Annotated in this window: 20 protein-coding genes; 11 read left to right on the plus strand and 9 right to left on the minus strand. The window is 74.7% G+C overall.

The window, feature by feature from the left end; translation table 11 throughout:
- On the plus strand, window positions 1-253 hold a 253-nt coding region (locus tag V5O49_RS10245; protein ID WP_332902150.1), incomplete at its 5' end, for a hypothetical protein.
- 64 nt (window positions 254-317) lie between these two features.
- Here V5O49_RS10245 and trxA read toward each other — a convergent pair.
- Window positions 318-695, minus strand: a complete 378-nt coding sequence (trxA, locus tag V5O49_RS10250; protein WP_332902151.1) for a thioredoxin — start codon at window positions 693-695, stop codon at window positions 318-320.
- A gap of 143 nt (window positions 696-838) precedes the next feature.
- On the opposite strand from trxA, the gene V5O49_RS10255 reads away from it, so the two are divergent.
- Entirely contained in the window at window positions 839-1,408 is a 570-nt protein-coding gene (locus V5O49_RS10255) for an NUDIX hydrolase family protein (RefSeq protein ID WP_332902152.1), read from the plus strand.
- A 201-nt stretch (window positions 1,409-1,609) separates the two neighbouring features.
- Here V5O49_RS10255 and V5O49_RS10260 read toward each other — a convergent pair whose 3' ends face one another.
- Window positions 1,610-3,253, minus strand: a complete 1,644-nt coding sequence (locus V5O49_RS10260; protein ID WP_332902153.1) for an ATP-binding cassette domain-containing protein — start codon at window positions 3,251-3,253, stop codon at window positions 1,610-1,612.
- A 9-nt stretch (window positions 3,254-3,262) separates the two neighbouring features.
- The gene (locus V5O49_RS10265; RefSeq protein WP_278236917.1) at window positions 3,263-3,832 is read right to left on the minus strand and encodes a nucleotidyltransferase family protein; all 570 of its coding nucleotides are present in this window, start codon (window positions 3,830-3,832) and stop codon (window positions 3,263-3,265) included.
- Between the two features lie 70 nt (window positions 3,833-3,902).
- On the opposite strand from V5O49_RS10265, the gene V5O49_RS10270 reads away from it, so the two are divergent.
- From V5O49_RS10270 to V5O49_RS10305, 8 genes are all read left to right on the plus strand, one after another.
- A complete protein-coding gene (locus V5O49_RS10270; protein ID WP_332902154.1) occupies window positions 3,903-5,009 on the plus strand; it encodes an XdhC family protein in 1,107 nt (368 codons plus the stop codon).
- Window positions 5,006-6,364, plus strand: coding sequence for an 8-oxoguanine deaminase (locus V5O49_RS10275; protein WP_332902155.1), 1,359 nt, complete (start codon window positions 5,006-5,008; stop codon window positions 6,362-6,364). The genes V5O49_RS10270 and V5O49_RS10275 overlap by 4 nt, the downstream gene beginning before the upstream one ends.
- The gene (locus V5O49_RS10280; protein WP_332902156.1) at window positions 6,364-7,218 is read left to right on the plus strand and encodes an FAD binding domain-containing protein; all 855 of its coding nucleotides are present in this window, start codon (window positions 6,364-6,366) and stop codon (window positions 7,216-7,218) included. Before V5O49_RS10275 ends, V5O49_RS10280 begins: the two co-directional genes overlap by 1 nt.
- Window positions 7,215-10,046 (plus strand): molybdopterin-dependent oxidoreductase, encoded by a 2,832-nt coding sequence (locus V5O49_RS10285; protein WP_332902157.1) that lies wholly within the window; start codon window positions 7,215-7,217, stop codon window positions 10,044-10,046. The genes V5O49_RS10280 and V5O49_RS10285 overlap by 4 nt, the downstream gene beginning before the upstream one ends.
- A 101-nt stretch (window positions 10,047-10,147) precedes the next feature.
- Window positions 10,148-11,260: an ABC transporter substrate-binding protein gene (locus V5O49_RS10290; RefSeq protein ID WP_332902158.1), complete on the plus strand. Its 1,113-nt coding sequence runs from the start codon at window positions 10,148-10,150 to the stop codon at window positions 11,258-11,260.
- A 6-nt stretch (window positions 11,261-11,266) separates the two neighbouring features.
- On the plus strand, window positions 11,267-12,115 hold the full coding sequence (locus tag V5O49_RS10295; RefSeq protein WP_405001165.1) for an ABC transporter ATP-binding protein: 849 nt from the start codon (window positions 11,267-11,269) through the stop codon (window positions 12,113-12,115).
- Window positions 12,115-12,924, plus strand: a complete 810-nt coding sequence (locus V5O49_RS10300; RefSeq protein ID WP_278236911.1) for an ABC transporter permease — start codon at window positions 12,115-12,117, stop codon at window positions 12,922-12,924. The genes V5O49_RS10295 and V5O49_RS10300 overlap by 1 nt, the downstream gene beginning before the upstream one ends.
- Entirely contained in the window at window positions 12,921-13,724 is an 804-nt protein-coding gene (locus V5O49_RS10305; RefSeq protein ID WP_332902159.1) for an ABC transporter permease, read from the plus strand. Before V5O49_RS10300 ends, V5O49_RS10305 begins: the two co-directional genes overlap by 4 nt.
- 58 nt (window positions 13,725-13,782) lie before the next feature.
- On the opposite strand, the gene V5O49_RS10310 is transcribed toward V5O49_RS10305, so the two are convergent.
- Window positions 13,783-14,838 (minus strand): 2,3-butanediol dehydrogenase, encoded by a 1,056-nt coding sequence (locus V5O49_RS10310; RefSeq protein WP_332902160.1) that lies wholly within the window; start codon window positions 14,836-14,838, stop codon window positions 13,783-13,785.
- A 106-nt stretch (window positions 14,839-14,944) separates the two neighbouring features.
- Between V5O49_RS10310 and V5O49_RS10315 the strand changes: the two genes are divergently transcribed.
- A complete protein-coding gene (locus tag V5O49_RS10315) occupies window positions 14,945-15,544 on the plus strand; it encodes a TetR/AcrR family transcriptional regulator (RefSeq protein WP_332902162.1) in 600 nt (199 codons plus the stop codon).
- A gap of 50 nt (window positions 15,545-15,594) precedes the next feature.
- On the opposite strand, the gene V5O49_RS10320 is transcribed toward V5O49_RS10315, so the two are convergent.
- Genes V5O49_RS10320 through allB form a run of 5 tightly spaced genes read right to left on the minus strand, consistent with a single transcriptional unit; the run spans window position 15,595 to window position 22,301 of the window.
- The gene (locus V5O49_RS10320; RefSeq protein WP_332902163.1) at window positions 15,595-16,923 is read right to left on the minus strand and encodes an allantoate amidohydrolase; all 1,329 of its coding nucleotides are present in this window, start codon (window positions 16,921-16,923) and stop codon (window positions 15,595-15,597) included.
- Entirely contained in the window at window positions 16,923-18,176 is a 1,254-nt protein-coding gene (locus V5O49_RS10325; RefSeq protein WP_332902164.1) for a pyridoxal-phosphate-dependent aminotransferase family protein, read from the minus strand. Before V5O49_RS10325 ends, V5O49_RS10320 begins: the two co-directional genes overlap by 1 nt.
- A complete protein-coding gene (locus V5O49_RS10330; protein WP_332902165.1) occupies window positions 18,173-19,807 on the minus strand; it encodes an AtzH-like domain-containing protein in 1,635 nt (544 codons plus the stop codon). Before V5O49_RS10330 ends, V5O49_RS10325 begins: the two co-directional genes overlap by 4 nt.
- Window positions 19,804-20,931 (minus strand): acetamidase/formamidase family protein, encoded by a 1,128-nt coding sequence (locus tag V5O49_RS10335; RefSeq protein ID WP_332902166.1) that lies wholly within the window; start codon window positions 20,929-20,931, stop codon window positions 19,804-19,806. Before V5O49_RS10335 ends, V5O49_RS10330 begins: the two co-directional genes overlap by 4 nt.
- Window positions 20,928-22,301 (minus strand): allantoinase AllB, encoded by a 1,374-nt coding sequence (gene allB / locus V5O49_RS10340; protein WP_332902167.1) that lies wholly within the window; start codon window positions 22,299-22,301, stop codon window positions 20,928-20,930. The genes V5O49_RS10335 and allB overlap by 4 nt, the downstream gene beginning before the upstream one ends.
- Window positions 22,302-22,436: the final 135 nt, after the last annotated feature.

The raw sequence follows: 22,436 nt of genomic DNA on the forward strand, positions 1-22,436 counted from the left end.
GGCCCGCGTCAGCTACGACCTCACCGGCGACGGCACCTGGGACCGCATCGAGACCTACGGCTACTTCGCCACCGACCCCGTCCCCGGCAACGAGACCTACACCTCGCAGGGACGTCTCGCGGCAGAGGACGGCACCCTCGGAGACCTCGACGACGGCACCGTCCGCGTCGAGATCTGGAGCGCCCTGGGCACCGCCACCCCGACCGTGACCACCGGCCCCGACTCCACCCTCACCCTGCCGTTCGACGGCTGAGGGCTGATGAACGACGAACGGCCGCCCCGGAGACCCGGGGCGGCCGTTCGTGGCGTCCTGGCGATCAGTGCTGGTGCTCGCCGTCCTGCGCCGCGGCGATCTGGGTCCGGACGTCGTCCATGTCCAGGTCCTTGACCGCGTCGACGACCTGCTTCAGGGCGGGCGCGGGCAGGGCGCCGGCCTGGTTGAAGACCATGATGCCCTCGCGGAACGCCATGAGCGTCGGGATGGCGGTGACACCGGCGGCAGCGGCGATCTGCTGCTGCGCCTCGGTGTCCAGCTTGCCGTGCACGACGTCGGGGTACTCCTCGCTCGACGCCTCGAAGACGGGCGCGAACTGGCGGCACGGGCCGCACCAGGAGGCCCAGAAGTCGACCAGCACGATGTCGTTGTCCTTGATCGCCTGCTCGAAGGTGGAGTCGGTGAGCTCGACGGTGGCCATGCGAAGTCCTCTCGTTGGGATGTCCTGCTACGGGTGGGAGCAATAAAACCCCTCGGGGTATTCCCGGACCGCGTGGTCGGACTCCGACCAGTGGATCACACCTGCGCAGGCCCTCACCACCGTGCGGCTGGTACAAACGAGGGGTGACCGACACCGCCGAGTTCCCTCCCGACGACGACAACGGGCACGAGTCCGGCCCGACCGGCTGGCTCACGCCCGAGGACCTCGCCTCCGTGCGTGCCCAGCTGCCCCTGGTGTACGTCGACGCCGTCCCGGTCCGTGTCGACGACTCGGGCGACGTCGTCGCCGTGGGTCTGCTGCTGCGCGCCAGCCCGCTGGGCAACATGACCCGCGCCCTGGTGACGGGCCGGGTGCTCTACCACGAGCGCGTCCGCGACGCCCTGCTGCGGCACATCGAGAAGGACCTGGGCCCGGTGGCCCTCCCCCGGGTGCCGGCCTCCCCGCAACCGTTCACGGTCGCGGAGTACTTCCCGACCCCGGGCATCACGCCGTTCCACGACCCGCGCCAGCACGCGATCTCGCTCGCCTACGTGGTGCCGGTGACGGGCGACTGCCGTCCGCAGCAGAACGCGCTCGACCTCGCCTGGCTCACGCCCGAGGAGGCGTGCAGCGACACGGTGCAGGCGGAGATGGTCAACGGCCAGGGGGCGCTCGTGCGCCAGGCGATGGCGCACGTCGGCCGTCTCGACTGACCGCGAGGTAGGCCACTTCCCGGTCAGGTAGGCGGCCCCTCGCCGAGGTAGGCAACTTCTTGGCCAGGTAGGCGAGTTCTCGGCGAGGTAGCGCGAGGAGCGAGACGCCTCGCAGGGTCGACGCCTACCTCGCGGGCAACTTGCCTACCTCGGCAGAAGGTTGCCTACCTCGCCGGCGGGTTGCCTACCTCGCGGGACGGCTCAGGCACGGCTCAGGTCGAGCACGGGCCAGTCCGCCAGGTCCGCCCGCATGCGGCGGTCGTGGGTGGCGACGACGACGGCCGCCGACGTGCGCTGCAGCGCCAGCGTCAGCGCGTCCACCAGGTCCACGGACAGATGGTTCGTCGGCTCGTCGAGGATCAGCAGGTGCGGGGCGTGCAGCAGGGCGAGCGCGACGTCGAACCGCCGCTGCTGACCCACGCTCAGCTCGCGCAGCGGACGCTCCAGCTCCTCCTCGGTGAGCAGCCCGAGCGCGGCGACCGGGACCAGGTGGTCCGGGTCCAGCTCCCCGCGGGACAGCAGCTCCAGCGCCTCGGCCGCGTAGGCGTCGAACCCGGACCGCCCGGCCCCGCCACCGCCGTCCGCCGTCCTGCGCTCCTGGGCGACGACGCCGAGCCGGACGCCGTCGCGCAGCGTCCGGGCTCCGCGGGCGAGCTCGGCCGTGCCCGCGAGCGCCGCGAGCGCCGTGGACTTCCCGGTCCCGTTCGGCCCGACGACGAGCAGACGGCCCGACGGCGGCACCGCCAGCCGTGTGCCCGGCAGGTCCAGCATCGCGGTGCCGTCGGGCGCCTCGACCCGGGGCGAGCGCAGCTCCACCAGCGGTTCGCCGGGGTCCCACCCCGGTGACATCGCCGGCAGGTCCGGGAAGCTCAGCTCGAGCGGCGGCGGCGGGACCTCGACCGCCTCGGCCCCGAGCTTCTCCACGAGGCGGTCGGCGGCCTTGACGTGGATGCGGGCCCGGGTGCCGCGGCGGTGCTTCTGGGAGCCCTTGGGCGGGCGCCACTCGTCGGAGAGCCCCTCGTAGGAGCGGTCGCGGCGGAACCACAGCTCCTCGGCACGTTCCTGCTCGACCCGGTAGCGCTGCTGCCAGCGGGCGAGCATCGCCGCCTTGCCGAGCCGGTAGGAGTGGTAGCCGGGCTGGCCGTAGAGCACGGGCCGCCCGTCCATGGAGGGGTCGAGGTCGTAGATCGCGGTGGCGACGTCGTCGAGCAGCTCGCGGTCGTGGGTGACGAGGACGACGCCGCCGCGCCAGGTCCGCAGCTGCTCGGTCAGGTAGGCGACCCCGGAGTCGTCGAGGTGGTTCGTGGGTTCGTCCAGCAGCAGCAGGTCGGCCCGTTCGGCCAGCCGGCACGCCAGCCGCACCCGGTAGCGCTGGCCGACGGACAGCGTGTCGAGGCGGCGGTCGAGGTCGCGCACGGCACCGAGGCGCGTCAGGGCCTCGTCGACGCGGCGGTCGGCGTCCCACGCCGCCAGGTGCTCGACGCGGCCCAGCAGGCCGCCGAGCTCGCGCAGGTCTCCGCGCTCGTGGTCGAAGGCCTCGGCGGCACGCTGCAGCTCGCTCGCGAGGGCCCGCAGGTCGGCCAGCGTGGCCTCGACCAGGTCGCCGACGGTGCGGCCGGGTTCCTCGTGGAGCTCCTGGGTCACCAGGGCGACGGAGCCGTGCCGGCGCACCTCGCCGGTCTGGGTCGGCAGGTCGCCGGCCAGCAGGTGCAGCAGCGTCGACTTGCCCGACCCGTTCTCCCCCACGACGCCGAGGCGGACCCCGTCGGTCACGCGCAGGTCCACCCGGTCGAGCACGGGGTGCTCCGGGTAGGCGTAGGAGAGGTCGGTGGCGACGAGCTGCACCGCACCAGCCTAGGCACGGTCGACGTCGTGCCCGGACCACAGGTCGCCGCACTCGACGGCCAGCGCCCCGCGGGCGGCGAGGTAGCGCCCCGCCCCGGCGTCGCCGGTCAGCGTGGCACGCACCTCGCCCCAGTGCGCCCGTCCCAGGAGCACCGGGTGACCGGGACGCCCGGAGTAGACGGCGCGCGCCAGGGCGTCGTCGGGCGTCGCCGCCTCGCGTGCGGCCCGGTCGAGCACGCGTCGCACGGCCTCCGGCGGCGCGTCGGGGGTGTCGACCGGGGTCACGACCAGCACCTCGGCGTCGCCACGCGCAGCGGCGTCGAGACCGGCGCGCAGCGTGGCGGCCAGCCCGTCGGCCCAGCTCGCGGCGGTGACCGCGCGGGCGGACGGCGGCACGAGCGCGGCGACCTCCGGCCCCCGAGCGCCCACGGCGACGAGCACCTCGTCGCACCCCGCGTCCTGCAGCATCGCGACCGCACGTCGCACCCACGGATCGCCCGACGTCGTGCGCGCCAGGCCCTTGGGGCCGCCGAACCGGGTGCCCGCGCCCGCGGCCAGCACCAGCCCGCAGACCCGCATGAGCCCTCCCTCGTCGACGTGTCATCGGAGCGTAGCCCGCGCGAAACATCCTCTCGGCACACTTAAGTCCATGCTTGAACTTGCCCGCGATCTCCTGCCGCTGGTCCGGTCGTCCGCGCCGGTCGCCGTGGTCACGGTGGCGCGCGTCGCCAGCAGCGCGCCGCGCGGCGTCGGCTCGGCGATGGCGGTCACCGGTGACGGCGCGGTGCTCGGGTCGATCTCGGGCGGCTGCGTGGAGAGCGAGGCGGTCGTGCTCGCCCACGCCGCCATCGCGACCGGCCGGGCGCAGACGGCCCGCTTCGGGTTCGACGACGCCACCGCCCACGCCGCGGGCCTCGCCTGCGGCGGCCAGGTGGACGTGGTCGCCCAGCGCCTCGAACCGACCGACACCCGCACGGTGCGGGCGCTGGAGGACGCCGCGGCGGACCGGCCCGCCAGGCTCGGCCTCGTGGTCTCCGGACCGGCGGCCGGACGCACCGTCGACGTCGAGGCCACCGTCGACGCCACCGCCGCGGCGACGCTCGCCGACCGCGCCAGCCGGCTGCTGCCCGGGGCGTACGGCGGCGAGGACCTGCTGGTGGTGCAGCACGCGCCCCGGGCCCGCCTCGTCCTGCTCGGCGCCGGTGAGCACGCCGCGGCCCTGTGCCACGTGGGCGCGGCGGCCGGGTTCGCGGTGACCGTGTGCGACCCGTGGGAGACCCTGGTGACACCCGCGCGGTTCCCCGCAGCGACGGAGCTCGTCACGGCGATCCCCCACGAGTACCTCGCCGGGCTCGACGAGCACGACACCGACGCCCGCACGGCCGTGTGCGTCCTCACCCACGACGAGCGCCTCGACGTCCCGGCGATCCGGCAGGCGCTGTCGATGCCGGTGGGCTTCGTCGGCGCGATGGGGGCGCGCGCCACCGTGACGCGTCGTGCCGCCCGGCTGCGCGACGTCGGCGTCGCCGAGGTCGACCTCGCCCGCCTGCACTCCCCCCTCGGGCTCGACCTGGCCGGGTCCTCGCCCGAGGAGACCGCCCTGTCGGTCCTGGCCGAGATCGTCGCCTCACGGCACGGGGGCTCCGGCCGCCCGCTGCGCGAGACGGCGGGCCGGATCCACCGCGGTCCGTCGACCGCACCCTCGTGCCGGGTCACCGGCCCGGACCGCACCGCCCTCGGAGGTACCCGCCCATGACCCGCACCATCGTCGAGAACGGCTACGTCGCCACGGTGGACGCCGCCGGCACCGAGCACGCCGTCGGGCACGTCGTGCTCGACGGCGGCGAGGTCGTGGCCGTCGGGGCCGGCCCGGCGCCGGAGCACCTGCGCGCCGGGGCCGAGGTCGTCGACGCCTCCGGCTGCCTGGTCACGCCGGGCCTGATCAACACCCACCACCACCTGTACCAGTGGCTCACCCGCGGCTACGCCCAGGACTCGATCCTGTTCGACTGGCTCACCGCGCTGTACCCGCTGTGGTCGCGCATCGACGCCGACCTGACCGGGACGGGGGCGGCCGGGGCGATGGCGGTCCTGGCCCGCTCGGGCTGCACCACGGTCGGCGACCACCACTACGTCTTCCCGCAGGGGTCGGGCGACATCGTCGGCGCGCTGGTCGAGGCGGCCTCCCGTGTCGGCGTCCGCCTGCACGCCACCCGCGGGTCGATGGACCTCGGTGCCTCGCAGGGCGGGCTCCCGCCGGACTTCGCCGTCGAGACCACGGACGCGGCCCTCGCGGCGTCCGCCGAGGCCGTCGAGCGGTACCACGACCGCTCCCGCGAGGCGATGGTGCGCATCGCGATCGCGCCGTGCTCGCCGTTCTCGGTCACCCCGGACCTGCTGCGCGAGGCGGCCGTCCTCGCCCGCTCCCTCGACGTGCGCCTGCACACCCACGCCTCGGAGACCGCCGAGGAGGACGCCTACTGCCTCGAGCACTTCGGCACGACACCCACGCAGTACCTGGAGGACCAGGGCTGGCTGGGCCCCGACGTCTGGATGGCGCACGCCGTGCACCTCGACGACCCCGCGATCGAGCGGTACGCCGCCACCGGGACGGGCGTGGCGCACTGCCCGTCCTCGAACGGTCGCCTGGCCGCCGGGATCGCGCCCGTGCGCGCCATGCTCGACGCCGGGGTGGCGGTGGGTCTGGGTGTCGACGGCGCCGCCTCCAACGAGTCGGGCCAGCTCGGCGTCGAGATCCGCGAGTCCGTGCTCATGAACCGGCTGCGCACGGGGGCGGACTCGATGAGCGTGCGCGACGGGCTGCGTCTGGCGACGATCGGCGGTGCGCGCGTCCTGGGACGTCAGGACGAGATCGGCTCGCTCGAGGTCGGCAAGCTCGCCGACGTCGCCGTCTGGCGGGTCGACGGCGTGGAGCACGCCGGCATCCTCGACCCCGTCGCCGCCCTGGGGCTCGGCGCGCTGCCGCCGCTGAAGCGCCTCTACGTGGGCGGCCGGGCCGTCGTCGAGGACGCCGCGCTGGTCACGACCGACGAGCCGACGCTCGCCCACGAGGTGGCGCTCGCCTCGCGCGAGCTGGCCGAGCGGCTCTGATGGACGTCACCTCGGTCACCGGGTTCCGGACCGCCCGCACGCGCGAGGACCTCGCGCTGGACCCCGGGGAGGTCTTCCTCGGGGGCGGCACCTGGCTGATGAGCGAGCCGCAGCCCGGCACCACCGGGCTCGTCGACCTCACCACGCTCGGCTGGCCCGACCTGGAGGTCCGCACCGAGGGGCTGCGCATCGCCGCGACCTGCACGATCGCCACGCTGCGGGGCTGGGCCGAGGGACGCGGCCCCGTGCCCGTGCCGGCCGACTGGTCGGCGGTCGCGATGATCCCCGACGCCGCGGACGCGCTGCTGGCCTCCTTCAAGATCTGGAACACCGCCACCGTCGGCGGCAACGTCTGCCGGGCCTTCCCCGCCGCCGCGATGGTCTCGCTCGCCGTGGCCCTCGACGGGGTCGCCGAGGTGTGGACGCCCGACGGCGGCAGCCACCGCCTGCCCGTGGCCGAGCTCGTCACCGGCGCCGGCGAGACCGCCCTGCGCCACGGCGAGGTGCTGCGCGCGATCGAGCTGCCCGCGAGCGCCCTGCGCTCCCGCGCCGGGCTGCACAAGATCGCGCTCGCCGAGCTCGGTCGGTCCGGCGCCGTCGTCTCGGGCCGCCGCGACGCCGACGGCACGTGCGTCGTCGCGGTGACGGCCGCGGTCGAACGACCCGCCGTGCTGCGGTTCGCCGCGCTGCCCGACGCCGCCACGCTCGCGGCCGCCGTCGGCGACCTCGACGGCTGGTACACCGACTCCCTCGGCGCGGCCGACTGGCGGCGCGGCGTGAGCATCGTGCTCGCCGAACGCCTGCGCGGCGAGCTCGCCGGCGACTCGGAGAAGGACCCGGAGGACCCCGCATGAAGCTGCACGTCAACGGCACCGGCCACGACACCGACCCCCGCCCCGGGCAGTGCCTGCGCACCCTGCTGCGCGAGCACGGCCACACCGAGGTCAAGAAGGGCTGCGACGCCGGGGACTGCGGGGCGTGCGCCGTCCTGCTGGACGGCGAGCCCGTGCACTCGTGCATCGTGCCCGCCCCGCGCGCCGAGGGCGCGCAGGTCACCACCGCCGCCGGGCTCGCCCCGGGCGACGATCTGCACCCCGTGCAGGAGGCGCTGGTCGAGGAGTTCGGCTTCCAGTGCGGGTTCTGCACGCCGGGCATGAGCGTCACCGCGTCCTGCCTGACGGCCGACGACCTGCCCGACCTCGACCGGCGGCTCAAGGGCTCGCTGTGCCGCTGCACCGGCTACCGCCCGATCCGCTCGGCGATCCGCCGGACCCTCGGCGAGGGCGACGCGCCGTCCTCGCCGGTCGACCCGGCCACGAGCGGGCCCGCGACCACGGGCGAACCCGGCACCGGGGACGACGACGGCACCCCGGCGGCCGGCGTCGGACGGTCGGTCTCGCCCGAGCCCGCGCGCCGCGTGGTCCAGGGCCTGGAGCCGTACACCTTCGACACCCCCGAGGCGACGGGCACGCTCGTGCTGCGCGTCCTCGGCTCGAAGCACGCGCACGCCCGGATCACCGCGATCGACACCGCCGCCGCCCGTGCGCTGCCCGGGGTCGTCACCGTCCTCACCCACGCCGACGCCCCCGCGACACGCTTCTCCACCGCCCGCCACGAGCACCGCACCGACGACCCCGACGACACCCGGGTGCTCGACGACACGGTCCGTTTCGTCGGCCAGCGCGTGGCCGCCGTCGTCGCCGAGACCGCCGAGATCGCCGACGCCGCGCTCGGGCTGATCGACGTGACCTACGAGCCCCTGCCGTTCGTGCTCGACGCCGAGGAGGCGCGACGGCCGGACGCCCCGGCGGTCCACCCGGACCGGCCGGTCGCCGTCCAGGCCGACCCGGACCGCCCGAACGTGCTCGGCAGCCTGCACGCCGGCATCGGCGGCGACGTCGACGCGGCGCTCGCGGCGAGCGCCGTCACGGTCGGCGGGACCTGGCACACGGGACGGGTGGCGCACGCCCAGCTCGAGACCCACGGCGCGCTCGGCCGGCTCGACGACGAGGGACGGCTCGTGATCCGCTCCAGCACGCAGGTGCCGTTCCTCACCCGGAACGAGCTCGCGCACGTCTTCGACCTGCCCCGGGACCGCGTCCGCGTGCACGCCGCTCGGGTCGGCGGCGGGTTCGGCGGCAAGCAGGAGATGTTCGTCGAGGACGTCGTGGCGCTCGCGGTGCTCACCACCGGCCGCCCGGTGTCCTACGAGTTCTCCCGCACCGACGAGTTCCGGCGGGCGGCGCTGCGCCACCCCTTCCGGGTGGAGGTCTCCCTCGGCGCGACGGCCGACGGGACGCTGACGGCGATGAAGGTCGACGTGCTGAGCAACACCGGCGCCTACGGCAACCACGGCATCGGGGTGCTGTTCCACTCGGTGGCCGAGTCGATCAACGTCTACCGCTGCGCGGTCAAGCGCGTCGACGCCGAGTCGGTGTACACCAACGCCGTCCCCTCGGGGGCGTTCCGCGGCTACGGGCTGGGCCAGGTGATCCTCGGCGTGGAGTCGGCGATGGACATGCTGGCGCAGCGGCTCGGGATCGACCCGTTCGAGCTGCGCCGCCGCAACGCGGTGCGCGACGGCGACCCGCTGCTGACCGTGGACGACGAGCCGGAGCCGGACCTGCGCTGGGGCAGCTACGGGCTGGACCAGTGCCTCGACCTCGCCCAGGACGCGCTGCGGCGCGGCAACGGCGTCGAGGCCCCGCCCGGGTGGCGGGTCGGCGAGGGCATGGCGATCGCGTTCATCGCGGGCGCGGCCCCCGGCGGGCACCACGCGCACGCGGCGGCGTCGCTGCGCCCGGACGGCACGTTCGCGCTGTCGGTCGGGACGGCCGAGTTCGGCAACGGCACCAGCACGGTGCACCGGCAGATCGCGGCGTCGACCCTGGCGGCGACGCCGGACCGGATCGTGCTGCGCGCCGCGGACACCGACCTGGTGGACCACGACACCGGTGCGTTCGCCTCGGCGGGGACGGTGGTGGCGGGCAAGGCGCTGGCACGGGCGTGCACCGCGCTGCGCGGCCTGATGATCGACGTCGCGCGGCAGGTGTCCGACGGCGACGCACCGGCGGGAGGCGCGGCGCAGCCGGTCGAGCTCGTCGCCGAGGGCGTCCGCGTGGGCGACCGGCTCGTCGGGTTCGCCGAGATCGTGACCGCTGCCGGGGACCCGGAGAGCCGGGAGCTGACGACCCACGGCAGCGACGACGGCAAGGAGCGCAGCCTGGCCTTCAACGTGCACGCGGTGCGCGTCGCCGTCGAGGAGGAGACCGGGTCGGTGCGCGTGCTGCAGTCCGTGCAGGCCGCCGACGCCGGGTTCGTCATGAACCCGGCCCAGTGCCGCGGCCAGGTCGAGGGAGGTGCGGCCCAGGGTCTGGGCAGCGCGCTGTACGAGGAGGTGCTGGTCGACGACCGCGGCGCGGTGACCAACCCGGTGTTCCGCACCTACCGTGTCCCGCAGTCCGCCGACATCCCGGACACCGAGGTGTACTTCGCCGACACCGTCGACACGATCGGGCCGTTCGGCGCGAAGTCGATGAGCGAGTCGCCGTACAACCCGGTGGCGCCCGCCGTCGGCAACGCGATCGCCCGCGCGCTGGGACGGCGGCCGTTCCGTCAGCCGTTCACCCGCGAACGGGTGTGGCGGCTGGCGCAGGAGGCACCCGAGCCCCGGGTGAAGTGATGGCTTCACACCCCTGAAACGCCGCGACCGTCCGGCCGAAACGTCCGATGGCTACGTTGCCGTTCGTTCCCATCGCACCAGGTCGAGCGGAGTCCCACCCCATGGCAGTCCACAGCAACCTCCCACGCCGCGCCCGGACGGGCGCCGTCGTCGCGGCCGTCGCCGCGAGCACCCTCGCACTCGCCGCCTGCGGCGGCGAGGACACCGCGAGCGGCTCCGGCGAGTCCGAGGACGCCTCGTACGGCGAGATCAGCGTCCAGTACTCCTGGATCAAGAACGAGGAGTTCGCCGGCGAGTTCTACGCCTACGAGAACGGCTACTACGACGAGGCCGGCTTCGACGAGGTCGTGGGCATCTCCGGCCCGGACACCGGCGTCGCCAAGCTCCTGTCCGGCTCCGTCGAGGTCGCCCTGAGCGACGCCGCCTCGATCGGCGCGGCCATCGCCGAGCAGGACGCGCCGCTGAAGATCATCGGCGCCACCTTCCAGAAGAACCCCTTCACGATCCTGTCGCTGGCCGACGGCGCCGACATCTCCTCCCCGGAGGACCTCGTCGGCAAGACGATCGGCGTGCAGGACTCCAACTCCTCGGTGTTCGCGGCGCTGCTGCAGGCCAACGGGATCGACGAGGGCGACGTGACCGTCGTGCCCGTCGACTTCGACCCGACGCCGCTGATGAACGAGGAGGTCGACGGGTTCATGGCCTACCTCACCAACGAGGCCCTGACCGTCGAGCTGGCCGGGTACGACGTCACCAACCTCGCCTACGCCGAGAACGGCGTGCCGTACGTGGCCGAGACGTTCAGCGTCACCGACCAGTACCTCGAGGAGAACCCCGACCTGCTCAAGGCGTTCCTCACCGCCGAGATCAAGGGCTGGACCGACGTCTTCACCGAATCCTCCGAGGACACCGTCGCGCTGGTGGAGAAGTACTACAACGAGGCCGCCGCGTCGTCGGAGGACGGCCTGGAGGCCGCGTTCGGCGCGCTGGACCCGACCAAGACGCAGATGGGTCTCGAGGCCGAGAAGGAGCTGATCTCCACCCCGGAGACCGAGGAGAACGGCCTGTTCACGATCTCCGACGAGCTCCAGCAGGAGACCGTCGACTCCCTGGCCGCGGCCGGCTGGGACGTGAGCGTGGACGACCTCTTCGACACCACGCTCATCGACGAGATCTACGCCGAGCAGCCCGAGCTCGTCGACTACCTGCCGTAGGGACCCATGAGCCACGACACCACGTCGGGTGCCCGCCCCTCGGGGCTGCCGCAGGAAGCTGCGGCAGCCCCGGGGGGCACCGGCATCCACATCGACGGACTGACCAAGACGTTCCACACCGGTCGCCGCAAGACGGTGACCGCGCTGCAGGACGCCCACCTGCACACCGACAAGGGCTCGTTCCTCGCTCTGCTGGGCCCCTCGGGCTGCGGCAAGTCGACGATCCTGCGGGTGCTGGCCGACCTCGAGCACCCCACCGCCGGTGAGGTGTTCGTCGACGGCAAGACGCCGGCCCAGCTGCGCCGCGACAGCGAGCTCGGCATCGCGTTCCAGGACCACGCCCTGCTGCCGTGGCGCAGCGTGCTCACCAACATCCGCCTCGTCTTCGAGGTCGCCGGCCGCAAAGTCGACAAGGCCTACGTCGAGGAGCTCATCGAGCTCGTCGGGCTGACCGGGTTCGAGAAGGCCAAGCCCGCCCAGCTCTCCGGCGGCATGCGCCAGCGCGTCTCGATCGCGCGCGCCCTGGCCCTCAAGCCGTCCGTGCTGCTCCTGGACGAGCCGTTCGGCGCGTTGGACGACATGACGCGCCAGAGCCTCAACCTGGAGCTGCTGCGCATCTGGACCGAGAAGCCGGCCACGACGCTGCTCGTCACCCACGGCATCTCCGAGGCGATCTTCCTGTCGGACCGGGTCGCGGTGATGTCGGCCCGCCCGGGACGCATCAAGGAGATCATCGAGGTCGACCTCCCGCGCCCGCGCACCCCCGAGATGATGCGCACCCCGGAGTTCCACGCGCTCGTGGACCGCGCCTCCGAGATCCTGTTCGGTGCGCACGGCGCCGCGGCGGAGGCCTGATGTCCCGGCGTACACGGATCCCCGGCTGGCTCGCGGGCGTCATCGGCGCGGTCGCGCTGGTGGGCGCCTGGTGGCTGTTCTCGGCCACGATCTTCCAGCCGCCGCCCGGCACCACCTTCACGCCGGTCCCCTCCCCGTGGGTGGTGTTCTCCACGATCGCCGACGACGGTCTGGCGGCCTACCGGGGCGTGTTCTCGGTGACGATCACCGAGGCGCTCATCGGCTTCGCCTGGGGCAACGGCATCGCCCTGCTGCTCGCCGCGACGGTGCTGCTCGCGCCCCGCATCGAGACGGTCGTGACCCAGATCGCCGTGGTCAGCTACTGCCTGCCGGTGGTGGCCGTCGGCGGCATCGCCATCGTGGTCCTCGGCGGGGCGCCGCGCCCGGGCGAGCCGAGCGCGACGGCGATCTTCCTCGCGGCCCTGGCGGTCTTCTTCACGACCGTGGTCGGCGCGCTGCTGGGGTTCAAGTCGGCCGACAAGGCGAGCCTCGACGTCGTGCGCGTCTACGGCGGGACCCGGTTCACGCAGCTGCGCAAGGTGCGGCTCATCGCCGCGACCCCCGCGATCCTCAACGCCTTGCAGATCGCCGTGCCGTCGGCGTTCCTCGGCGCGGTCCTCGGCGAGTACATGGGCGGGATCGACCAAGGCGTCGGCATCACCCTGATCCGCCTGCAGGGCGAGCTCGACTCGCCCCGCGTGTGGGCCGTCTTCCTGCTCACCGCCGCCGTCGCCCTGATCGGCTACGGCATCGTCGGCCTCCTCTCGCGCGTGGCCACCCCGTGGGTGGCAGGACGGAGCACGTCATGACCACCGTGTCCTGGCGCCCCGTGGGGCGCGCCGTCCTCAACGCGCTGCTGACCCTGGTGATCGTGCTGGCCCTGTGGTGGGCGGTCGTCAACCTCACCGGCATGTCCCCCTACGTCGCCAAGGGCCCGGCCGACGTCTGGGAGTTCCTCGTCTCCGGCGAGGAGGCCGTGGCGAACCGTGCGGACCTGACACCGCTGCTGACGCAGACCCTGCAGGACGCCGCACTCGGCTTCGTCGCCGGGATGGGCGTCGCCGGCGTCCTCGCCGTGGCGTTCTCGCTGTCGCGCACCGTCGAGGCCGGTGTCATGCCGCTGGCCCTGCTGCTGCGGGCGATCCCGCTGGTGTCGATCGCGCCGGTGATCATCCTCATCACGGGGCGCGGCACCCAGGCCTCGGTCGCCGTCATCGGCTCGATCGTCGTGCTGTTCCCGGCGCTGGCGTCGATCCTGTTCGGTCTCAACCGGGCGAGCGTGCAGAGCCTGGACCTGGTGCACGTCTACGGCGGCTCCCGCCTGACCGCGATGCGCAAGGTCAACATCCCCGGCGCCCTGCCGTCGCTGTTCGCCGCGGCACGGGTCTCCGTCCCCGGTGCGGTCACGGGCGCGCTGCTCGCCGAGTGGCTGTCGACGGGCACGGGGATCGGCGGGTCGATCGTGAAGTTCACGGCGTCCGCCCGCTTCGACGACCTGTGGGCGTCGGTCGCGCTCATCACGATCGTCACGCTGCTGCTCTACAACGTGGTCCAGGTGATCGAGAACGTGGTGCTGACCCGCATGGCGATGACGTCCGCGCAGCGCTGAGACGGACGAAGGGACCGGCCGGGCGCGGGGGACGCCCGGCCGGCCCCGGCTGGGGGGGTCAGGCCCGGACGAGCACCTTCATGCGCTTGCCGGCACGCAGGTCGGCGATCGCCTCGGGGACCTCGTCGATCGAGACCTCGGAGACCCAGGCCTCGGACACCTCGTAGAGGCCCTTCGACATCGCCTCGATGACGGCGTCGAAGTCCGCGGGCAGCTGGCCGAGCGCACCGGTGATGGTGGTCTCTCCCATGACGAGGTGGGCCGTCGGGTGGATCTCCATCGTCCGCTCGTGGATCGCGACGACGAGCACGGTGCCGCCCGGGGTCAGCGAGGCCAGGCTCGACGTGACGGCCGGGCCGACGCCCGCGGCGTCGTACGCGACGTCGACACCGTCGCCACCGGTGGCCTCGGCCACGCGGGCGGCGAGGTCCTCGGTCATCGGGTCGACGACGTTCGTGGCGCCGACGGCGGCGATCGCCGCGCGACGCTCGGCGCTGGGCTCGGAGACCACGATGTTCTCCACACCCCGGGCGCGCAGCGCGAAGAACAGGCCGATGCCGATCGGGCCGGCGCCGGCGATGAGGGCGCTCCCGCCCGCCTGGACGGGGGCCCGGTCGACGGCGTGCCAGGCGACGGCCATGGGCTCGACGAGCGCGCCGAGCTTGAGGTCGACGTTCTCCGGGAGCCGGTGGCACTTCGCGGCCTGGACGGTCGTGTACTCGGCCATGCCGCCGCCGTGCGACGTCAGGCCGTGGAAGCCGATGGTGCGGCAGACGTTCGGGCTGCCGCGGCGGCACGCGGTGCACTCGCCGCAGGAGTAGACGGGCCAGACGGCGACGCGGTCGCCGACCGCCAGGCCCTCGACGCCCTCGCCGACCTCGGCGACGGTGCCGGAGAACTCGTGGCCGAGGATCTGGGGCGGCGTGGAGCCCGTCACCGGGTGCGGGTTCTCGAGGTCGAGTCCGGCGCCCGCCGGGTCGAAGTACGCGTGGAGGTCCGAGCCGCAGATGCCCGCGTAGGCGTTGCGGAGCTTGACCTGACCGGGCCCGGGGGTGGGCTCGGCGACGTCCTCGACGCGGAGGTCTTCCTGGGCGTGGAGCACTGCGGCCTTCATGGTGGGTTCCACCTCTCTGTGTGTCGGTGCCGTCGGCGGCGGTGCAGGCACCGTACACTAATCTGACAGGTGTTGGATACATGGTGGCCTGTGCCACGATGTCGCCATGGACCCCCGTCAGCGGCGCACCCGGGCGAGCCTGCGGGCCGCGATCCTCGAGCTCGCTGGTCAGCGGCCCGTCGGCGAGCTCACGGTCGCCGAGGTCGCCCGCGCCGCCGGTGTGACGCGTGACACCTTCTACCGCCACACGACCAGCCCCACCGAGCTGCTCGCCGGCGTCCTCGAGGAGGAGCTGCGGCGGATCGAGCCACCCCAGCACGGCGAGCCCGACGAGTTCGTGCGCGCCGAGACGCAGCTGCTGCACCACGTCGTCGACCACCGGGCCATCTACCGCGCCGCGCTCGTCGACGGCGCGGACGGCCGCCTGCGCGAGGTCCTGCACACCGTCATCGCGGCGCGCCTCGACGAGTACCTGCGCGCGAACCCGCAGGCTGCGCCCGCCATCCCCGGCGGGCTGCCCGCCACGGACGCGCGCGCCGTGCTGGTCGCCTACTCCGCGGCCGGCACCGTGGGCGCGATCAGCGCCTGGCTGCGCGCCGACGGCGACCGGGCCGACATCCCGGCGCTGGCCCGCACCATCGTCGCCGGCGGCCCCCCGGCGTGGTACGAACCCCCGGCGCCGACAGGACAGGGTGCGCACCCCTGACGACCACCGCGCCGTGCCACCGGTGGGGCACGACGACGGCGGCACCGGCCTCAGCCCGCCGACACCGCCCGGTCGGCCGCCAGCTGCAGCACCGACTCCGCCAGCGCGCGGGTGCCGTACGCGACGTCCCCGGCGGACACCGCCTCGTCCGGGTGGTGGCTGATGCCGTCCGGGTTGCGCAGGAACAGCATCCCCACGTCGGTCACCGACCCGATCGCCATGGCGTCGTGGCCCGCACGGCTGAAGATCGTCGCCGGGTCGTCGACGCCGCGGCCGAGGGTCGAGACGATGCCCTCACGGACGACGTCCTGCAGCAGCGGCGCGCAGAACACGGCGGGCGCGCTGTGGACCTCGCGGGCGTGCCACCGCAGGCCGCGACGCCCCGTGATCACGTCGAGCTCACGCTCGATCGACGTCCACACGTCGTCCCGGGCGTCGTCGAACTCACCGCGCAGGTCGAGGCTGAGGCGCGCCTCCCCGGGCACGATGTTCACCGCCCCCGGGTAGGCCTCGAGCTGCCCGACCGTGCCGATGACGTGGTGCTCGGCGCGACAGACGCGCTCGATCGCCAGCGCCGCCTCGCTCGCCCCGAGGAGCGCGTCGCGACGGCGGTCGTACGGGGTCCCGCCGGCGTGCCGGGCCTCCCCCTCGACGACGAGCTGGAACCGTCGGGCGGACGCGATCGAGGACACGACGGCGAGCGACTCCCCCCGCTCGTCGAGCTCGGGGCCCTGCTCGATGTGGGCCTCGAGGTAGCCGGCGAGCTCCTCGGGCCGCCGGGCCGCCTCCCCGACGCGACCGGGGTCGAGGCCGAACTCGGCGAACGCCTCGCGCAGGGTGACGCCGTCGGCGTCGGTGAGGTCCCACCAGTCGGGGTCCCAGGTGCCCGCGACGGCGGAGGAGCCCAGCAGCGCCTTGCCGAACCGGGTGCCCTCCTCGTCCGAGAAGGCGACGACCTCCAGGGCGAACGGCAGCGGGGACCGCCACCCCGTCCCGTCGGGGCCCGGCACGCGCAGCATCCGCACGACCTCCAGACCCATGAGGACGCCGACGATCCCGTCGTAGCGCCCGGCGTCGGGCACGGTGTCCAGGTGGGACCCGAGCACGAGGGCGGGCGCGTCGAGGTCGGGCGCCCCGGACGCGGTCGAGCGTTCCAGCCGCCCGACCTGGTTGCCGGCGGCGTCGAGGCGCGTGGTCATGCCGATCTCGCGCATCCACTGCGCGGCCAGCCGGTTCACGCGGGCGTGCTCCGGGGAGAGGTAGACGCGCTCGATGCCCCCGGCCGTGGCGCTGACCCGGGCGAGCTCGTCGCAGCGGGCCATCACCCGGCGGGCGGCCGCGGCGACGGTGTCGGGGGCGGTCTGCAGCAGCGCTGCCATCACGCGCCTCGGTAGACGTCGGCGGCCGCCTCGGTCCCGCCCCCGGCGGGCACGGAGCACCCGAACCGGCGCAGCACGTCCTCGAGCGCGGCCAGCGTGGCCAGGACGGCGTCCTGCCGGGCGTTGTAGCCCATGGTGCCGATGCGCCACACCCGTCCGTGCAGCGGACCGAAGGACGTCCCGATCTCGATGCCGTAGTCGGCCAGCAGCGCGGCACGGGCGGCGTCGCCGGGCACCCCCTCGGGGATCTCGACGGCGACGACGTTGTGCATCTTGTGCGCGACGTCGCCGAAGACCTGCAGCCCCAGGCCGCGCACGCCGGCGAGCATCGCCTCCCCGGCGAGCCGGTGCCGCTCGACGACGGCGTCCCGCCCCTCGGCCAGGATCACGCGGGCGCACTCGCGCGCCGCGTACAGCATCGACGTGGCCTCGGTGTGGTGGTTGAGACGACGCGGCCCCCAGTAGTCGAGGATCATGCCGAGGTCGAAGTAGTTGGAGCGCACGAAGTCGGTCGCCTCGGGGTCGTCCGGCTCGCGGATCCCGGCCTCGATCCGCTTGCGGGACCGCACCACCTCCTCGGCGCGGGGCGACAGCGTGATCGGCGCCGACCCGGACGGCCCGCCGAGGCACTTCTGCAGGCCGGCGGTGGCGGCGTCGAGCCCCCACGCGTCCGCCTCGAAGGCGTTGCCGCCGAGCGAGGCGGTGGCGTCGGAGTAGAACAGCACGCCGTGCTTCTCGCAGAGCGCCCCGACCTCGTCGAGCGGCTGGTTCATCGTGGTCGACGTGTCGCCCTGGACCAGGGCCAGCAGCGTGGGGCGCACCCGCTCGATCGCCTCGGCGATCATCGAGACGGGCACGACCTGCCCCCACGGCACCTCGATCGTGTGCACCTCGGCCATCGCCCGCTCGGCGATCTCGGCGAGCAGCAGGCCGAACCGGCCGAAGACCGGCACCAGCACCCGCTCCCCCGGGCGCACCAGAGAGACGATCGCCGCCTCGATCCCGGCGCGCGAGGTGCCGTCGACGAGCACGGTCGCCTCGTTCGTCGTGCCCCAGACCTGGCGGTACAGCTCCTGGGTCTCGGTCATCGACGCCGTCATGAAGGGGTCGTACTGGCCCACCAGCGGCGCCGACATCGCGCGCAGCACGCTGGGGTACGCCGACACGGGGCCGGGACCCATGAGCAGGCGGGCGGGCGGCTCGATCGGGCCGGGCAGTCGGGGCAGGCTCGAACCAGGCAGGGCGGCGGTCATGCGATCGTTCCTCCGGTCGTGGTGGGGCCGCCGTCGCCGGGCCCGAGGAGGCGGGCGAGCCGACGGGCCAGGCGGACGAGGGCGATGTCGGTGCCGGCGCGCGAGACGAGGCACACCCCGACGGGCGCGGGGCCGAGCAGCGACGGGACGGTGAGCAGGGGCGCGGACAGCGCCGGCAGCCCGGCGACCGCGGCGGGGGTGGTCAGGCGCAGCGTCGCGGCGCGGACGGCGTCGACCCGCTCGCCGCCGCTCGTGCGCAGCGGCGCCGGCCCGGGGACGGTGGGCAGGAGCAGGACCGCGTCCTCGACGAGGGCGTGCACGCGCGCGGCGAGGGGCGACAGTGCGGCCCGTGCGGCGGACTCCTGCTCGGCCGTCACCGCCGCCGCGGCCCGGAAGCGCTCGGCGACGGCGGGGCCGACGGCGTCGGGGTGCCGGCGCAGCCACGCTCCGTGGTTGCGCCACGCCTCGGCGCCCTGGACGGTCCGGAACGCCGTGAGGTACTCGTCGAGGTCCCCGACCTCGCCGGTGCCGACCGCCGGCGCCTCGGGGTGCCGTGCGAGCGTGTCGACGAGCTCCTCGAGGGCCGCCCGGGTGTCGGGCTCGGCCACGGCGAGCAGCTCGGTGGGCACCACGAACCGCCACGGCAGGTCGTGCCCGGACTCGCCGTAGACGTTCTCGGTCGACTCCGACCCGTCGTAGCTCAGGCACCAGTCGGCGACCCGCTGCAGCGTGCCGCCGTCGCGCGTGAGCCAGCCGACCGTGTCGAAGGACTGCGCCAGCGGCAGCATCCCCTGCCGCGGCACCAGCCCGTGCGTCGTGCGCAGCCCCCACAGCCCCTGGTAGGAGGCGGGGACGCGGACGGAGCCCGCGGTGTCGGTGGCCAGTCCGACCTCGGCCTGGCCGGTCGCCACGGCGGAGGCCGGCCCGCTCGAGGAACCGCCCGGCAGCGCGCCGGGCAGCGCCCCGTTGGGCGGCGTGCCGTAGTGCACGTTGTCGCCCGCGACCGAGTAGGCGAGCTCGTCGGTGCGGGCGATGCCGCGCAGCGAGGCACCGCCGCGCAGCAGGTCGGAGACGGCCGGGGCCGTCGAGGTCTCGGCGCGACCGTCGTCGAGGAACGTGGGGTTCCCGGCGCCGATGCGGTACCCGGAGATCGCGAAGAGGTCCTTGACGGCCACGGTCAGCCCGGCCAGCGGTCCCTCCCACGCTCCCTGGTACATCGGGTCGCCGACCGTGCGCCAGACCCGCCGGTCCAGCGCCGTCGCGCGCGGGGTCACGTGCGCGGCGGTGATGAGCCACGTCCCGTCGACGCGCTGCCACACCTGCGTCTGCAGCCCGGTGCCGCCGGAGTCGTAGCGCGAGACGGAGACCAGCAGCGCCACGTCCGGACCGAGCTCGCGGTGCTCGATGCGCTCGATCCGGCGCGGGGGCACGCCGCCGCGGGTCCCGCGGAACGCGGAGATCGCCTCGTGGCCGACGAGCAGCCCGGCGGCGTCGCCGCGCAGGGTGGACTCCCCCGGCGCGAACGCCGCGTCGAGGTGGTCGAGGTCGTTCGCCACGACCCCCGCCTCGTAGCGCGTGAACGCCTCGAGCAGGTCGTCCGGCACCGTGTCGGCACCCCGGATGTCGCTCATGACTCGCTCCCGTCGCTCGGGTGCTCGGCACCGCCGGTGCCGGGCACGCCGTCGAAGTCGGACTCGCGGATGCGGGCGTGCACGCCGCACACGACGTCGACCACCTGCGAGACGTCGAAGTCGGTCGCCGCGCTGAGGTATGCGTACGCGAGGTGCTCCTCGAGGCCCCACCGGGCCCGCACGAGCGCGATCGCGGCGCGGACGGCACGGCGCATCGCCTCGTCGAGGTCCTCGTCGAGCCCCGTGGGGACGAGGTAGCCGCCGGCCCGGGCCAGGGGCCCCGTCACCTCGCCGAACGCCGCGAGCGCCTCGGCCCGCGGGACGACGTCGAACCGCAGGGTCGCGCGCAGCGAGGCCTCCAGCGCGGTGAGCGCCACCTCGCCGTCGCCCTGGGCGAAGTGCGGGTCGCCGACGTAGGCGAGCGCCCCGGCGACCTGCACCGGCAGGTACAGCTCGGCGCCCTCGACGAGCAGGTTGATGTCGATGTTGCCGCCGTGCGGGCCGGGCGGCACGGAGTGGGGGCGCTCGTCGCCCGGTACCGCGACGCCCATGATCCCGAGGAAGGGGGCGAGCGGGAACTCCACGACCCGCGGTCCGCCGTCGGTCACCGGGAGCGTGCCGACCGACCGGCCGGCCCGGTCGGCGACGGGGCAGAACACGCTGACGTTGTGCGCACCGCGCGGCAGCTCGCCCGCGAGCGCCCCCTTGCCGTGCCGGTTCGAGACCACGCCGTAGGGCACCCGGGGCTGGAGGCGCTCGACGGTGACCTTCAGGAGGTCACCGGGCTCGGCCCCCTCGACCCGGACGGGGCCCGTGACGACGTGCGGGCCGTCGTGGGCGGGGTCGCGGGCGACCTCGGCGGCGATCGTGACGGCGTCGTCCAGGACGCCCTCGGGCGGCACACCGTGACTGCCGAAGTACGCCCGGGGGTCCGAGCCCTGGTCCTCGAGCAGGCCCTCGTGGCTCACGGTGTCGACGGTGACGGTCTCGCCCGACGCGATCGTCAGGACGGGGACGTCGGCCGCGCACGGCAGCCGTCCCCACGACACGGTGCCGGGCGTGGCGGCGAGGTAGTGGTCGCCGGGCAGGTCGCCCCGTCCCGGCTGCAGGATCGGCGTGGTCATGCGGGCACCTCCGTCGGGGCGGCCAGCAGACGGCCCGCGGGGTCGCCGTCGACCACGCCGGTGCCGGCGCCGTCGACGGCGTACACCTGCCGGCCCCGCAGCCACGTGGCGCGGACCCGGCCGCGCAGCGCGCGCCCGTCGTACGCCGTGATCGGGTTCCTGTGCAGCAGCGCGGCGGCGTCGACGACGAACGGGTCGTCGACGCCGAAGACGGCCAGGTGCGCGGGCGCGCCGGGGGCGATCCTCCCCGGCCCGTCGAGGCCCGCGACGCCGGCGGGCCCGGTGGTGAACCACGGCAGCACGGTCTCGAGGGCGACGCCGCGGGCCCGGGCCTCGGTCCACACCGCCGACAGCCCGACCTGGAGCCCGGAGATCCCGCCCCAGGCGAGGCCGAAGTCCCCGTCCCCGGCGCGCTTGCGCTCGACGGTGGAGGGCGAGTGGTCGCTGACGACGGCGTCGACGGTCCCGTCGAGCAGACCCTCCCACAGCAGGTCCCGGTTCGCGGCGTCCCGGATCGGCGGGCAGCACTTGAACTCGGACGCCCCGTCGGGGACCTCCTCGGCCGTGATCGTCAGGTAGTGCGGGCACGTCTCGACGGTCAGGTCGACGCCGTCGGCCCGGGCCGCGCGGATCACCGGCAGGGACCCGGCGTCGCTGAGGTGCAGGACGTGGACCCGCGCGCCGTGGCGCCGCGCTGCCTCGACGACGGCCGTGACGGCGGCGGCCTCGCTGGCGGGCGGCCGCGACCGCAGGAACGCGTCGTAGCCGCGGCCGAGGGCCCCGCCGCCGTGCAGGAGCCCCGGGTCCTCGGCGTGCACGATGAGCCGCGAGCCGAGGCGGGCGACCTCCGCGGCCGCCGCGTCGAGCCCGGCGGCGTCGAGGTGGCCGAACTCGTCCACGCCGGACGGCGCCAGGAAGCACTTGAACCCGTACACCCCGGCCGCGTGCAGGGGCGCGAGGCGTCCGAGGTTCTCGGGCACCGCGCCGCCCCAGAAGCCGACGTCGACTCGCGCCGCGGGCGCAGCCACGGCCCGCTTGACCGCGAGCGCGTCGGCCGTGGTCGTCGGCGGCAGGGAGTTCAGCGGCATGTCCACGATGGTGGTGACCCCGCCGGCGGCCGCGGCGGCGGTCGCGGAGCCGAAGCCCTCCCACTCGGTGCGCCCCGGGTCGTTGACGTGCACGTGGGAGTCGACCAGGCCGGGCAGGAGCACCGCGTCGTCGGGGACCACGACGGTCTCGGCCGCGGGGGCGGGCGCGTCGGCGTCGAGCACGTCGGCGATCCGGCCGTCCTCGACGACGACGGCGGCCGGCCGGAAGGCGCCGGCGACGAAGGCCCGCTCGGCGCGGAACACCTGCCGGGCGGCCGTCACGGGCTCGGCGGTGCGGTCGTGGCGGCGGTCGGGCTCACGGGCATGCGTCCTCCAGGGCCGGGCGGGTCGGGCGCCGGACGCGAGCGCGTCCGGTGCGGACCATCCTGGCGTGAAGTTATTGCTTAACGCCATCCC

It is taken from the genome of Isoptericola haloaureus (genome assembly GCF_036689775.1).
GTDB lineage: Bacteria > Actinomycetota > Actinomycetes > Actinomycetales > Cellulomonadaceae > Isoptericola > Isoptericola haloaureus.

Bases quoted from the DNA above. Each gene is read 5' to 3' on its own strand.
- V5O49_RS10335 (WP_332902166.1), bottom strand. From the start codon at position 20,931: ATGACCACGCCGATCCTGCAGCCGGGACGGGGCGACCTGCCCGGCGAC.
- V5O49_RS10295 (WP_405001165.1), top strand. From the start codon at position 11,267: ATGAGCCACGACACCACGTCGGGTGCCCGCCCCTCGGGGCTGCCGCAG.
- V5O49_RS10300 (WP_278236911.1), top strand. From the start codon at position 12,115: ATGTCCCGGCGTACACGGATCCCCGGCTGGCTCGCGGGCGTCATCGGC.
- V5O49_RS10325 (WP_332902164.1), bottom strand. From the start codon at position 18,176: ATGACCGCCGCCCTGCCTGGTTCGAGCCTGCCCCGACTGCCCGGCCCG.
- V5O49_RS10275 (WP_332902155.1), top strand. From the start codon at position 5,006: ATGACCCGCACCATCGTCGAGAACGGCTACGTCGCCACGGTGGACGCC.
- V5O49_RS10290 (WP_332902158.1), top strand. From the start codon at position 10,148: ATGGCAGTCCACAGCAACCTCCCACGCCGCGCCCGGACGGGCGCCGTC.
- V5O49_RS10315 (WP_332902162.1), top strand. From the start codon at position 14,945: ATGGACCCCCGTCAGCGGCGCACCCGGGCGAGCCTGCGGGCCGCGATC.
- V5O49_RS10305 (WP_332902159.1), top strand. From the start codon at position 12,921: ATGACCACCGTGTCCTGGCGCCCCGTGGGGCGCGCCGTCCTCAACGCG.
- V5O49_RS10270 (WP_332902154.1), top strand. From the start codon at position 3,903: ATGCTTGAACTTGCCCGCGATCTCCTGCCGCTGGTCCGGTCGTCCGCG.
- V5O49_RS10330 (WP_332902165.1), bottom strand. From the start codon at position 19,807: ATGAGCGACATCCGGGGTGCCGACACGGTGCCGGACGACCTGCTCGAG.
- V5O49_RS10320 (WP_332902163.1), bottom strand. From the start codon at position 16,923: ATGGCAGCGCTGCTGCAGACCGCCCCCGACACCGTCGCCGCGGCCGCC.
- V5O49_RS10310 (WP_332902160.1), bottom strand. From the start codon at position 14,838: ATGAAGGCCGCAGTGCTCCACGCCCAGGAAGACCTCCGCGTCGAGGAC.
- V5O49_RS10285 (WP_332902157.1), top strand. From the start codon at position 7,215: ATGAAGCTGCACGTCAACGGCACCGGCCACGACACCGACCCCCGCCCC.
- trxA (WP_332902151.1), bottom strand. From the start codon at position 695: ATGGCCACCGTCGAGCTCACCGACTCCACCTTCGAGCAGGCGATCAAG.
- V5O49_RS10280 (WP_332902156.1), top strand. From the start codon at position 6,364: ATGGACGTCACCTCGGTCACCGGGTTCCGGACCGCCCGCACGCGCGAG.
- V5O49_RS10265 (WP_278236917.1), bottom strand. From the start codon at position 3,832: ATGCGGGTCTGCGGGCTGGTGCTGGCCGCGGGCGCGGGCACCCGGTTC.